Origin of the sequence: Stenotrophomonas sp. RS-48 (genome assembly GCF_030053245.1) — a bacterium.
Taxonomy (GTDB): Bacteria; Pseudomonadota; Gammaproteobacteria; order Xanthomonadales; family Xanthomonadaceae; genus Stenotrophomonas; species Stenotrophomonas maltophilia_P.
Window position 1 is genome coordinate 1 of record NZ_JASGBV010000074.1, and the last position, 12666, is coordinate 12666.

General features: G+C 69.7%; 11 protein-coding genes and 1 pseudogene. All 12 read right to left on the reverse strand.

The window, feature by feature from the left end; genetic code table 11:
* Window positions 1-370: pseudogene (locus tag QMZ25_RS13770) on the reverse strand (hypothetical protein); the annotation flags it as partial.
* A complete protein-coding gene (gspM, locus tag QMZ25_RS13775) occupies window positions 360-1058 on the reverse strand; it encodes a type II secretion system protein GspM (RefSeq protein WP_164151713.1) in 699 nt (232 codons plus the stop codon). The pseudogene QMZ25_RS13770 and the gene gspM, both read right to left, overlap by 11 nt.
* The gene (locus tag QMZ25_RS13780) at window positions 1039-2196 is read right to left on the reverse strand and encodes a PilN domain-containing protein (protein ID WP_164151715.1); all 1158 of its coding nucleotides are present in this window, start codon (window positions 2194-2196) and stop codon (window positions 1039-1041) included. The genes gspM and QMZ25_RS13780 overlap by 20 nt, the downstream gene beginning before the upstream one ends.
* Window positions 2193-3056 carry a general secretion pathway protein GspK gene (locus QMZ25_RS13785; RefSeq protein ID WP_128989082.1) on the reverse strand — a complete coding sequence of 288 codons (864 nt, stop codon included), beginning with the start codon at window positions 3054-3056 and terminating at the stop codon, window positions 2193-2195. The genes QMZ25_RS13780 and QMZ25_RS13785 overlap by 4 nt, the downstream gene beginning before the upstream one ends.
* The gene (locus tag QMZ25_RS13790) at window positions 3053-3685 is read right to left on the reverse strand and encodes a type II secretion system protein J (RefSeq protein ID WP_283219799.1); all 633 of its coding nucleotides are present in this window, start codon (window positions 3683-3685) and stop codon (window positions 3053-3055) included. The genes QMZ25_RS13785 and QMZ25_RS13790 overlap by 4 nt, the downstream gene beginning before the upstream one ends.
* The gene (locus tag QMZ25_RS13795) at window positions 3682-4098 is read right to left on the reverse strand and encodes a prepilin-type N-terminal cleavage/methylation domain-containing protein (protein WP_053520017.1); all 417 of its coding nucleotides are present in this window, start codon (window positions 4096-4098) and stop codon (window positions 3682-3684) included. Before QMZ25_RS13795 ends, QMZ25_RS13790 begins: the two co-directional genes overlap by 4 nt.
* Window positions 4098-4592, reverse strand: a complete 495-nt coding sequence (locus QMZ25_RS13800; RefSeq protein WP_180876941.1) for a GspH/FimT family pseudopilin — start codon at window positions 4590-4592, stop codon at window positions 4098-4100. Before QMZ25_RS13800 ends, QMZ25_RS13795 begins: the two co-directional genes overlap by 1 nt.
* A 6-nt stretch (window positions 4593-4598) precedes the next feature.
* Window positions 4599-5042 (reverse strand): type II secretion system major pseudopilin GspG, encoded by a 444-nt coding sequence (gene gspG, locus QMZ25_RS13805; RefSeq protein WP_053520019.1) that lies wholly within the window; start codon window positions 5040-5042, stop codon window positions 4599-4601.
* Between the two features lie 48 nt (window positions 5043-5090).
* Complete coding sequence (locus QMZ25_RS13810; RefSeq protein WP_065175845.1) at window positions 5091-6311, reverse strand: type II secretion system F family protein; 1221 nt, start codon at window positions 6309-6311, stop codon at window positions 5091-5093.
* Window positions 6312-6335: 24 nt separating this feature from the next.
* Window positions 6336-8057, reverse strand: a complete 1722-nt coding sequence (gene gspE / locus QMZ25_RS13815) for a type II secretion system ATPase GspE (RefSeq protein WP_053520021.1) — start codon at window positions 8055-8057, stop codon at window positions 6336-6338.
* A 140-nt stretch (window positions 8058-8197) separates the two neighbouring features.
* Window positions 8198-10051 carry a S8 family peptidase gene (locus tag QMZ25_RS13820; protein WP_283219801.1) on the reverse strand — a complete coding sequence of 618 codons (1854 nt, stop codon included), beginning with the start codon at window positions 10049-10051 and terminating at the stop codon, window positions 8198-8200.
* Between the two features lie 158 nt (window positions 10052-10209).
* Window positions 10210-12666, reverse strand: a 2457-nt coding sequence (locus QMZ25_RS13825) for a YadA-like family protein (RefSeq protein ID WP_283219800.1), incomplete at its 5' end; no start/stop codon positions are given.

Here is a 12666-nt window from a genome sequence, read left to right on the forward strand (position 1 = left end):
GGCGCAGGCGCAGCGAGCGGTTCTGCTCCGTACTGAACGTGGCCAGGCCGAAGTCGTCCGTGAGCAGCACACCGGTCAGGCGCAATGCGGCACTGGCGCTGGGTTCACTGCCGCCCAGCAGGTAAGGGCGCGGCCTGCGGTCTTCGGCGAACAGCGGACGCGCGGCGATGGCGCTGTAGCTGTCCGCACTGGCCATCCGTTCCGGAGCGAACGCCGGCAGCACCGGCAGTGCTGCTGCGGGGTCGGCGTCGGCCCCGCCGGCCGGCAGGCGACTGCCCAGTCCGAAACCGGTGGCCAGCCATACCGCCGCGGACCAGCCGGCCAGGGCCAGCAGGAAAGCGGTGCGCAGGCTGAGGGGCTCACGTTTCATCGGCGACCTCCTCTCCCTCGGCGGCCGCCGGTGGCGGCGGCTCGACCGGGGCCGGGGCGGCCGCGGCGGGCTCCGCTGCGGGAGGTACTGCCGCAGCGCCACTGGCGGCACCGGGCAACAGGTAGCCGGCCAGTTCGAAGGAGACGTCCAGGCCCAGCCCGGATTCGTTCGGCGACTGCTGGAAGCGCTGCGCGATGAGATTGAGGTTGTCCACGAACAACCGCGGGCTGCCGGTTTCCAGGCTGTGCAGCACGGTCGCCAGTTCCGCCACGCCGCAGCGCAGGCGTACCTGCATGGCGACACGGACGAACTCGGCATCACGGCGATTGTCGGTCAGCGGCGTGCGGTTGCTGATGGTGCAGCTGCGGTTGCCGGGGCTTGCAGTGGCCACCGCATCCTGCAGGCGCGCGCCGAGCGCGGCGGCCGCGGCTTCGGCAGTGGCCTCCTGCAGGAAGCCGGGTTGCCGTTGCAAGGCTTCACGGGTGGCGCGCAGCCGCTGTTCGATCTGGGGCTGCTGCTGCAGCTGCGCCTGCACGCGCTGCTGGCGCTCGCGCAGGGCCGCGACATCGGCATCGATCTCGCGCAGCGGCTGGGTGAACCAAGGGTGCACCAGCAACAGGTAAGCCAGGCCCAGCACCGCCAGCAGCAGCGCCAGCGCCAGCCAGCGGTCACGGCGTGCGCTTGGCATCGGCCGCCTCCGGAGTCGCTGCTGTCGGCGTTGCCGGTGCCGCCGCGGGCAACGGCTGAAGTTCGGCAGTCATGGTGAAGCGGTCCCGGCCGCTGCCGGCGCCGTCCGCCTGCAGCACACCGGTCAGGTTGACCTTGCGCCATTGCGGAGCATCCTGCAGCAGCTGCACCAGCTGCGAGGCTTCGCGGCTGAGCCCGATCAGCTGCAGGCCGTTGTTCTCGATGGCCAGCTTCTCCAGATAGGTGCCTTCGGGCAGACGGCGGGTCAGCTCGTTCCAGATTTCCACCGTGCCGGCATGCTGGCGGCGCTGCGACTCCAGGAAGGCCGCGCCGTCGATCAGTGCCTGCAGCTGGGCGCGTTCACTGGCGACACCCCGGGCGCTGCGCGCGCTGCGTTCGACGTCCGCACGTAGTGTGTCGGCGGCGGCGCGGCGGTTGTCCAGCAGCTGCAGTCCAGCCAGTACCAGCATCACCAGCGCGGCCAGGGCCAGCAGCAGGTTCCAGCGCCGCATCGGATCGGGCCGCGACTGGCGCTGGGCGCTCGGCAACAGGTTGACCTGCAGCGTGCCAGCCTGCGCATCGATCGCGTCGACGCCGGCCAGGGCGTCGCCCCACTCGCCCACGCTGGCACGCCAGGCCTCCATCTGGCGCAGCGGCCAGGCCACCAGTTCGACCTGCAGCTGGCCTTCCCCTGCCGCGCCCAGTTCACGCACGTCATAGCTGACCTGGCTGGCCTCGAACGGGGTCTGCCGGTCGATCTCATAACCGACCACCGCGTGCAGCCGGTCGCCGGCCGCCGCCGGCAGCCGCAGGGTGCGACGCAGGACCCGTTCCACCGGCAGCAGCCAGAATCGCGGCAGGCTGCGCAGGCGCGGCTCCAGCACGCGATCCAGTGCGGCCGGAGACGAGGGCCACGGCAGGGTGACCACCGCCTCGCGGCGCTCGCCCGCTTCGCGCCAGACCTGCAGCTGGTCACCCTCGCGCTGCAGCAGCAACCGTGCCTGGGCCCAGCCCAGCGCCCATTGCCAGCGCGCCGGCACCCACGCCAGCAACGAGTGCCGCCACCAGCGCAGGAAACGGCCGGCGCCAGGACCGATCTGGCCCTGCACCTGCCGCAGACTGTCCTGCCAAGCCGTCATCTTGCCGTCATTCCCTGCTCCCAGCGAAGCACTGTGTAGGACCGCCCGGGAATCCCCCCGGAGCCATTGCGAACCACTGCCTGCAACACCGACCTGCGTCCACTGCCGTCGATGACACGGGACTCGATACTATAGGTGCCGCTGCTGCTGGCAAGCGCTGAAGATCCATCCGCCGGATCGCCGTCACGCTCCGGCGGGTTACGCTGCGCCAGCACGAGGTCGGCATCCAGGCCCAGCGCGGTCAGCACGGGAGCGCTGGCGAATCGCGGATCCGGTCGTGCCTGGCGGCTGTAGAGGGTCAGGTGCGGCAGCATCTTCCGGTACAGCGGCCCGTTCATGCCCAGCACCCGCTGCAGCTCGCCGAGCGTCTCGAAGCGCTTGTTGCGGGGCCCATACGGCAGCCCGGCCGCAGCGTAATCCTGTGCCTCGGCACCGCCGCCGGGCTGCAGCAGGCTGTCCTCGTCACGCCAGTCGACGATCGCGCCTGCCAGCTGGCGCGCGTTGTCCACCGGTTCGCCAAGTGCCTGCAGAAATGCGGTCAGCAGCGCCACGTCGGCCAGGTTCAGGTTGATCTTGCCGTTCTCGTCCAGCACCTGGATCTCGATGCGGGCACCGTCGAACTGCCAGCGATAGGTGCGACCATCGGCCTGCCACGGCGCGCGCAGCGGATCCGGTGACAGCCGCATCAGTGCGTACTCAAGTCCCGCACGAGCACGCTCCTGGCCACGTGCATCGTCGTCGAGCACGCGCTCCTGCAGATGCTCGACGCGGGCGCTGAGCGCGAACGCGCCGACCAGTGCGGTCATCAGCGCGATCAACCACAGCACCAGCACCAGTGCGGCCCCGCGCGACCGCATCAACGCCCCCCTCCACCGCCGCCCAGGCGGGGGGCCACCACCAGGGGCGGCCATGCGGCACCACGGACCGGCACGATCCGCAGTTCCACCAGCAGAGGCAGGCGACGGGTGTCTTCCCAGCGCGGCAGCCACTCGGTCATCTGCCCGCTGCCGGCATCGATGCCGCGATAGCGCATCTCCACCGCTTGCAGGCCATCCACCAGCACCTCGGGCGGGCGTGGTGGCGTTTCGGCGATGCGCTCGCCCTCCTGCAGCAGGACCAAGTCCAGCAGCAGACGCTGCTGCCCGGCCTTGCCGTCCACCTGCAGCGCATGCAGATAGGGCCCGCCGCGTCCGAGGTAGCTTGGCAGATCGGCGACGAACAGCATCCGTTGCTCTTCGCCCAGGAAGAACACCGGCTCGCGGGTCGGGTCTGGCACTTCCAGCGGGCTGCGCATCGCCCCGGCCAGCTGTCGCCGCAGCAGGGCCTGCACCGCGCGCATCCGCTCGCTTTCGGCGGCGATCTGTTCACCCCGCTGGCTGACCGCCATCGCCGAGCGCACGCTGGCGAACGCCAGCGCCAGGCCACCGGCAAGCAGCACGGTCGCCAGCATCACCTCAACCAGAGTGAATCCCGCAGCGCTCCGCTTCATCGCGCGCGCTCCAGGTCCGGCGGCAGCAGGCGCAGGCTGCGCCAGCGCAGCTGTTCGCGCTCGCCATCGCCCCACCGCACCTGCAACTGCAGTTCGGCCAGCCACGGGGCACCCGGCGACTGCGTGGCCGCGGCGTTGCCGGCGCGTGGCTCGGTCCAGGGCTGCACCTGCAGCTCCCAGCGATAGCGCCCGTTTTCCCAGTCGCCCTGCTGCTGCCCCACCTGCAGCGGCGCATCCACGCCCGCCGCAGCCAGCAGCGATTGCGCATGCAGGACGGCGCGCGTGCGCAGTTCGGCCTCGCGCACCTGCCTGGCACCGCCGGACAGGCTGCCCAACAGCAGGGTCAGCGCCAGCCCGAGCAGAGCGAAGGCCACGATCACCTCCAGCAGCGTGAAACCGCGCGCCCGCCGCATCACTGCGCCTGCCATGGGCCGGAGCGGACTTCACCGGTCAACCAGCCGACATCGATGCGCCATTCAGCGGCATCACGCTGCAGGCGGATGCGACCGCCACTGGAACCGCCATCGGGATGGAACTCGATCACGCCCTGCCCGGATGCAGTGGCCAGCTGCGCCGCACCTTCGAAACGCACCGTCAACTGTGCCGGCAGTTCACCCTGGCGCTGGTTCGCCCCCTGCCAGCGATGCCGTGCCGGCTCGATCACGAACCGCTGCGGTTCGCCGCGCGCGATCGCCTGTGCACGCACCATGCGCAGCTGGTTGGCGATGTCCTTGCCGGCGCTGCGCAGCTGCATGCCGGCGAAGCCACGCGACAGTCCCGCCGCGGTGATCAGGCCGATGGCCGCGATCAGCGCGATCACCAGCAGCATCTCCAGCAGCGACAGCCCCGCCGGGCGCCTGCCGTGCAGGCGCGGTCGGGGCAACCGGCGCGGCAGGAAATACATCATGCGTGCTTACGGCTGGTAGCGGATGTCGGCATCGACGCTGCTGCCACCGGCCTTGCCGTCCTTGCCCAGGCTGATCAGCTCATACGGCTGGCCTTCGCCGGGTGCGCGGTACTCCAGCGCGTGCCCCCACGGATCGTTGAGGTCGGCCGGCTTGGCGTACGGGCCGAGCCAACCGCCAACGCCGGCCGGTGCGGTCACCAGATCGGTGAGCGCGCCCGGCAGCTTGCCGGTATCGATCTGGTAGTTGTCGATCTTGGATGCCACGGTCTGCACCTGCGCCTTGGCAATGTTGGCCTTGCCCCGGTCGGCACCGCCCAGCACGCGGCTGGCCACCAGGGTCAGCACCGCGCCGATCAACACGATGACGATGATGATCTCCAGCAGGCTCATGCCCGACTGGTGCCGCGCGGCGGTGAAGGACAGGCGGATGGGTCGACGGTTAGCGATCATGATCGGTCCTTTCGGTTGCGTTGGGTCGAAGTGCGGAAGAGTCCATCGTCAACCGATGGCATTGGTCAGGTCGTACAGCGGGACCAGCACGGCGACGATGACCGCACCGACCACCGAAGCCAGCACAAGGGTGATCGCCGGGACCATCGCCGCCAGCAGGCGATCGATGCGCCGGGCGCTGTCCTGCTCGAAGGTATCCGCGGCCTTCAGCAGCATGGTATCCAGCGCGCCGGATTCCTCGCCGACCTGGATCATCTGCAGGGCAAGCCGCGGAAAGCGCTTGCCGCGCGACAGTGCCAGCGACAGGCCCGCACCGTTCTTGACCTCGTCGGCGGCGGTATCCACGTCGGCTGCCAGCGCGCGATTGCCCAGTACGTTGCGGGCGATGCCCAGCGCACCCAGCAGCGGCACACCGTTACGCAGCAGCGTCCCCAGCGTGCGCGCCAGCCGTGCGGTTTCCAGCTCGCCGAGCAGGCGGCCGATGCTACGCCGTTGCAGCAGCCAGCCGTCGAGGGCCAGGCGGAAGGCCGGCTGCCGCAGCTTGCGCTCGAACAGCAGGGCCAGCACGCCCGGTACCACCAGCAGCAGGATCCACCAGTCGCGCACGAACAGGCCCAGCTGCAGCACGGCATTGGTGAACCACGGCAGCGCCACGTCCAGGCTCTCGTACATCTGCGCGAACTGCGGCACGACGTAACCCAGCAGGAACAGCAGCGCGCCGCCCACCACCACCAGCAGGATGGCCGGGTAGACCAGCGCATTGATCACCTTGCCCTGCAGCGCACGCGCGCGCTCAAGGTAATCGGCCAGCCGCTGCAGGGTCTCATGCAGGCTGCCGCCGGCCTCGCCGGCACGCACCATGTTCACGTACAGGCGCGAGAACAGGCCATGCTGGCGCTCCAGCGCGGTCGACAGCGGCGCACCACCGCGCACCACGTCGCGGATGTCGGTGATCGCACGACGCGAGCGCTCGTCCTCGGGCAGGCCCAGCAGGATCGACAGCGCGCGATCCAGCGGTTGGCCGGCACCGAGCAGGGTCGCCAGCTGCTGGGTGAACTGCAGCAGCGCCGGGCCCTGCAGCGGGCGCTGGTGGAACAGGTTGCGCCAGCTGCCCCCGCCGATGGACCCCGCATCGGCCAGCTGGGTTTCCATCGGCAGATGCCCCTGGTCCTGCAGGCGCGCGATCAGGTCGGCCTCGCTGGCCGCTTCCATCTGCCCGTCGAAGATCTCGCCATGCGGATTGAGGGCCTTGTAGCGGTAGTTAGGCATGTCAGCCCCGGGCTCCGGCGCGCATCAGCTCTCCTCCGTCACACGCAGGACTTCCTCGATGGTCGTCTGCCCGGCAAGGGCCTTGGCCAGGCCATCCTCGTACATGGTGCGCATGCCGCCTTCGCGCGCGATGCGCTCCAGCTCGCCCATGCCATCGCGGCGCATCACCGCGCGCCGCAGCGCGTCGTTCATCACCAGGAATTCCATGATGGTGGTGCGGCCCAGGTAGCCGGTCGGTGCCAGTGCCGAGGGACGCGGCCGGTACAGGTGAATCGTCCCCTCCGGCTGCAGGCGGCGCAGCTCGAAACGATCGATCTCTTCCGGTGACGCCGGGTAGCGCTCGGCGTGGGTCGGTTCCAGACGGCGCACCAGACGCTGCGCGAGGATGCCGTTGATGGTGGAGGTCAGCAGATAGTCCTCCACACCCATGTCGAGCAGCCGGGTGATGCCACCGGCGGCATTGTTGGTGTGCAGGGTGGACAGCACCAGATGGCCGGTCAGCGCCGACTGGATCGCGATGCGCGCGGTCTCCAGATCGCGCATTTCGCCGATCATGATGATGTCCGGATCCTGGCGCACGATGCTGCGCAGCGCATTGGCGAAGTCCAGGCCGATCTGCGGCTTGGCCTGGATCTGGTTGATGCCTTCGATCTGGTACTCGACCGGGTCTTCGACCGTGATGATCTTGACGTCGGCGGTATTGAGCTGGCTCAACGCGGTGTACAGCGTCGTGGTCTTGCCCGAACCGGTCGGGCCGGTCACCAGCAGGATGCCGTGCGGCTGCTCCAGGACCTTGCGGAACTGCGGCAGGAATGCATCGGTGAAGCCAAGCCGATGGAAATCGAACACCACGGTTTCGCGGTCAAGCAGGCGCATCACCACGCTCTCGCCGTGTGCGGTCGGTACCGTGCTGACGCGAAGGTCCAGCTCCTTGCCCTGCACGCGCAGCATGATGCGGCCGTCCTGCGGCAGGCGGCGCTCGGCGATGTTGAGCCGGGCCATGATCTTGATGCGGCTGATGACCGCGGCGGTCAGGTTGGCGGGCGGGCTCTCGCCCTCCACCAGCACGCCATCGACGCGGTAACGGACCTTCAGCCGGCTTTCGAAGGGCTCGACATGGATGTCCGAGGCACGCAGTTCCACCGCGCGCTGGATCACCAGGTTGACCAGGCGGATCACCGGCGCTTCCGAGGCCAGGTCACGCAGATGCTCGATGTCGTCCACCGCGCCGCCTTCACCATCAGCGGTTTCCACGATCGCCCCCATCGCGCTGCGGCCCTGGCCGAACCAGCGCTCGACCAGATCGTCGATCTCCGCACGCATGCCCAGCACCGGCGTGACCGGCACGCCCAGTGCCAGCTGCACGGCCTGCTGCGGGTAGACATCGTGGGCATCGGCCAACCACAGCCGTACGCCGTGTTCATCCAGCGCCAGCGGACAGACGTGGAACTGCTTGAGGAAGCGCAGTGACAGCGGCAGGCCTTCGGCGAGGGACTGCGGCGGCGTCTCGGGCACCTGCTTGCCTTCCAGCAGTGGCAGGCCCAGCACATCCGCGCTGGCCTGCGCCTGGTCCCGCTCGGACACCAGCCCCAGGCGCACCAGCAGGCCGAGCAGGCTGCCGCCGGCCTCGGCATGCAGCGGCCGCGCCCGGGCCAGGTCTCCTTCCTTGAGCCGCCCACGCGCCAGCAGCGCATCCAGGATGCGGCTCTCGGCGTCGTCGGCAGTGGTTGCAGCGAGCGCGTTCACGTGACTCTCCTGTCGATCGGCCCGACTTTAGCAGTTAAGCCGTGGTTTCCGCCGCCATCGCGCCGCCTTTCGAAAAATGACAACGCCCGCCACCACGGGGTGACGGGCGTCGCCAGTTCATCTACGACAGTGTGATGGCATTACTGCGTGGCGAGGATGGTCACCCCGCTGTAGGCGGCTTCACCCACCACCTTGACGTAGTACGTGCCGGCCACCGGCTTGTTGACGCGCACGGTTTCGGCGTTGCCCGCACGCGTGGACTTGGCGTCGTTGTCGCTCGCGCTGGGCTCGCGGCCCTGGGCCAGGTACACCGACACGTTGCCACTACCACCGTAGGTGATCACGCTCAGCGATTTGCCCGCCACCGCTTCGAAGCTGTACAGGGCACTGCCGCCGGTCGCACCGGACAGGCCGCCGACAGCGACCTTGTTGGTCAGCGGCGTGGCTACCGGGCCACAGTCCTCGGTGCACGGCTCCTCCAGCGCCTTGGCCAGTGCGGCCTTGGCGTCGACGATGCCGGTACCGATCGGGGTCGCCGACGGGATGGCCACCGGGAACGGGCGTGCGGTTTCCTTGAGCAGGGTACGCATGGCTGCCGGAGCCAGCGGCTCCTTGCCATCGGCGATCAACGCGCTCTGCACCAGTGCCGCCACCGCCGCGACGTGCGGCGAGGCCATCGAGGTTCCGCCCTTGCCCATGTAGGTATAGCTGCCCGAGTCCGGCGTAGTGGCCGCGTCGGAACCGGCCTGCCAGACATAGCCACCCGGATTGCCGTCCACGCTGCCGCCACCACCAGGGCCGGAAAGATCGACGCGGGTGCCGTAGTTGGAGTAGTAGGTGATGCCGCCAGTGATACGGGTGGCTCCCACCGTCACCACGCCATCGCAGCTGGCAGGGCGGTAATTGGACGCGTTGTCCGTCTCGTTGCCGGCGGCCACCACGACCGTGGTGCCGCGCGAGATCGCGCCATTGATCGCATCCTGGTAGGTGCCGTCGCAGCTGCCGCTGCCGCCCAGGCTCATGTTGATGATCTCGGCCGGGTTGGCATTGGCCGGAATGCCGGCCACGGTGCCGCCGGAGGCCCAGGTAATGGCATCGGCGATATCGGAAAGGTAGCCACCGCACTTGCCGAGCACGCGGACCGGCAGCACCTTGGCCTTGTGCGCGACACCGGCCATGCCGACGCCGTTGTTGGTCTGCTCGGCCACGGTGCCGGCAACGTGCGTGCCGTGCCAGGAGCTGTCATCGGCCAGCGAGCCGGTGTAGCACTCGTTGTCGTTCTCGACCCAGTCGCCATAGTCCAGCGCACCCGGTACCCGGTCATTGGTGGGGCGGCGCGAGGTCTCGGCATCGCTGATGAAGTCGTAGCCTTCCAGCAGGTTGCCGACCAGATCCGGGTGCTGCGGCAGGATGCCGGTGTCGAGCACCGCCACCACCACGCCCTCGCCCTGCGAAACATCCCAGGCTGCCGGCGCGTTGATGCCGCCGGTCGCGTTGTGCAGGTGCCACTGGTACTGCTGGTAGTACTGGTCGTTCGGCACCAGCGCCGGCTGCACATCGCCCGCACGCAGTTCGCTGCGGCGCAGCTTCACGTCGGCCTCGGCGTACTGCACCGCCGGATCAGCCTTCAGCTCCTTCAGCACGCGCTGCAGTTCAGCCGGGGCCAGACGGCCCTGCAGGCGGATCACATCGGCGCCGACGCCGAGCTTGCGCACGACCTGCGGGCCCAGGGTACTGGCGCGCACAGTGCCGCCGGACAGGCTGGCGCGGGTCAGCGCCGACTGCACCGTGGACAGCTTGGCCGAACGATCCAGCGCAGCGGCCGTGCCGGCGCGGTACTTGACGATGATGCGGTCGGTGCCCGGCTGTGCGGTGCGCGCCTGGCGTGCCGGTTCCTGCGTCGGCAACCCGGCGGCATGGACGGCACCTACCGCGGTCATCGACAGCACGGCGGCGGCAAGCACGTTGATGCGAAGGTTCTGCTTCTTGATCACGTCGAAATTCCTCTTCTGGGTCATGGATCGAACCAACACTGCGGCCATCATTCCTTGACGACTCCCGGCCGGCCCAGCCGGGATTGCCGTGACCTCCCCCCAGGCCCTCGTTGCGGGTGTGGCGCCGGCGTGGGTGGCCGCCGGCGCGATGGAGTGGCTTACCAGCCGAAGCCGGCACCAACGCCGACCGAGCTGTCGTCGCTGCTGAAGGCTCCGCCGAAGGTGACCGTGGCGCGGTCGCTGATTGCACGCTGGTAACCCAGCGACAACGCCGACTCGCCACCCTGGAAGCCGACACCGACGCCGACCCGGTTCTGGGTACGGATGCCGGCGGCGCTGGTGGCCATGTTGAGCATCGCCGCGCTCATCGCGCCCTGACGATCGATGCGACGGTCCATATGACGCAGGCGGCCATCGACTTCGCCCTTGAACACATCGAAGCTGTCGGTCACGGCCTTCACCTGGCCATCGGTGTAGCTGTTGGCCGTGGCGACACCACGGTCCAGCTGACCCTTGTTGACCGCGTCGGTGGCAGCGCTGCCGGCCGCGACATTGGTGACCTGGCGCTCGTTGCCTTCGCTGCCGACAGAGACGGTGTTGGCACGATCGGCAACCGAGCCCTGGCCCAGCGCCACGGCGTTGGCGGCCGTCGCACTGGCCCCCTGGCCGATGGCCGTGGACGACGCGCCGCTGGCAACGGCGCCCTCTCCCACGGTGACCGCGTTGAAACCCGCTGCCGGTGTGGCGACCGGGATGCCCGAGCCCGCTGCGGCGGCGGTCGGCGCGCCCTGCACCCGGGCAGTGCTGGCAGTGGCCACGGTGGGGACAGCATCGGCGCTGACCGTCTCCGCGGCCAGGCTGCCGGCGCCCCCCTCCAGCGGCGTGCTGGTCGAACGCAGGCTGGCGGTGCGGGAGCGGTTCGCCCCCCCGGTGCGCTGGTCGATCTCGCTGACCTTGCGGTCCAGTGCGCCGAGCGCATCGCCGACATTGCTGTAGCTGGCACCCTGGATCACGTAGTTCGGCGCGACGAACACACCCTGCATGCCGACACTGGCGCCACCGCCGAGGAAGCTGGCGGCATCGCTGAGCGACTGGAACAGCTGGCCGCCATTGATCGCCTGGCGACTGCCTGCCGCGATGCTGCCGGCGCCGACATTGTCGATCGTGGTGCCCTCGATGCCGGCCAGGGTCAGCCGGTCGCGGCTGGCGTCGTCATAACCGACCGCATTGGCAGTGGACGTTTCCACGGTCGCGATACGCGAATCGAAATCGCCGACCCGGGTTTCCACCGCACCGACGCGCTGGTTGGTGACGTTGAGCTGCGAACCGGTGACCGCGTCGCTGCTGCCTGCGGCGATGCGACCGTCGGCGACGTTGACGATGCGGCGCGTCGCCGGACCATCGGTACCGTTGCCACCGCCGACGGACACCACATTGGCGTCCAGCGCGCGCGCGCCACTGCCCAGCGCCACCGAGTTCGCACCGGTCGCGCCGGCGTTGGCGCCGACGGCCAGCGCCGCATTGCCGATGGCGCTGGCACTGCTGCCCAGCGCATTGCTGCGGTTGCCGCTGGCACTGGCACCGGAACCGACGGCGACCGCGTTGCTGCCCGTGGCGCTGGCGGTCCCGGTACCGGTCGCACGGAAGTGGCGGCCGGTGGCATCGGCGGTGGCCGCCACCACATCCAGCTGGCCCTTGTTCACCGCATCGGTCGCCTGGGTACCGGCCGCGACATTGGTGACCTGGCGGTTGATCGCGCTGTGGGTAACGCCCGCCGCATCAACCCAGTCCTGCGCCGCACCGACCGATACCGCGTTGGCACGATCCGCCAGCGATCCGGCACCCAGCGCGACGCTGTTGTCGGCGGCCTTGGTCGTCCAGGTGTTGCTGCCCAGCACCGTGGCATTGGTTGCCTGCGCGTAACTGTTGTAGCCGACCACGGTGGCCCCGTCCTCGGTCGCCCACGCCTCGCTGCCGATGGCGGTAGTGTGCTGACCGCTGCCGACGCTGTTGGCATCCTGCCCGGCCAGTGCGTTGAAGCCCACCGCCACGCCATTGAGGCCGGTGGCCGCGTTGTTGCCGAGCGCGGTACCGTACTCACCGGCGCGTGCCTGTACGCCGAAACCCGCACCGGCGATCTGCGCGGTGGTGCCCTGGCCGACCGCCGTGGCGACGTCGGCCGCCTGCGCGCCACTGCCCAGGGCCGTGCCGAAGAAGCTGGACGTGGCACCCGCACCGTAGGCTGTGGACTGCCAGCCATTGGCATAGGCGAAGTTGCCGACCGCAGTCGCTTCGCGACCGTCGGCCGTGGCCCCGTAGCCGACGGCGGTAGCGGCCAGGCCGCTGGCCTGGGCGATGCCACCTACCGCAACGGCACCGATGCCCTCCGCTTCCGACTGCGCGCCCAGGGCGACGCTGGCCGGCCCGGCGCTGCTGCTCTGCGCACCGAGGGCGATCGCGCCGCCAGCGGTACTGCTGGCGCTGTTGCCGATGGCCACGCCATCCTCACCCGTCGCCACCGCGTTGAAGCCCACGGCAGCGGCATTGGCGGCGACCGCCGTCGCGCCACTGCCCAGTGCGGTGGCACCGTTGCCGATCGCGTTGGCCGCTTCGCC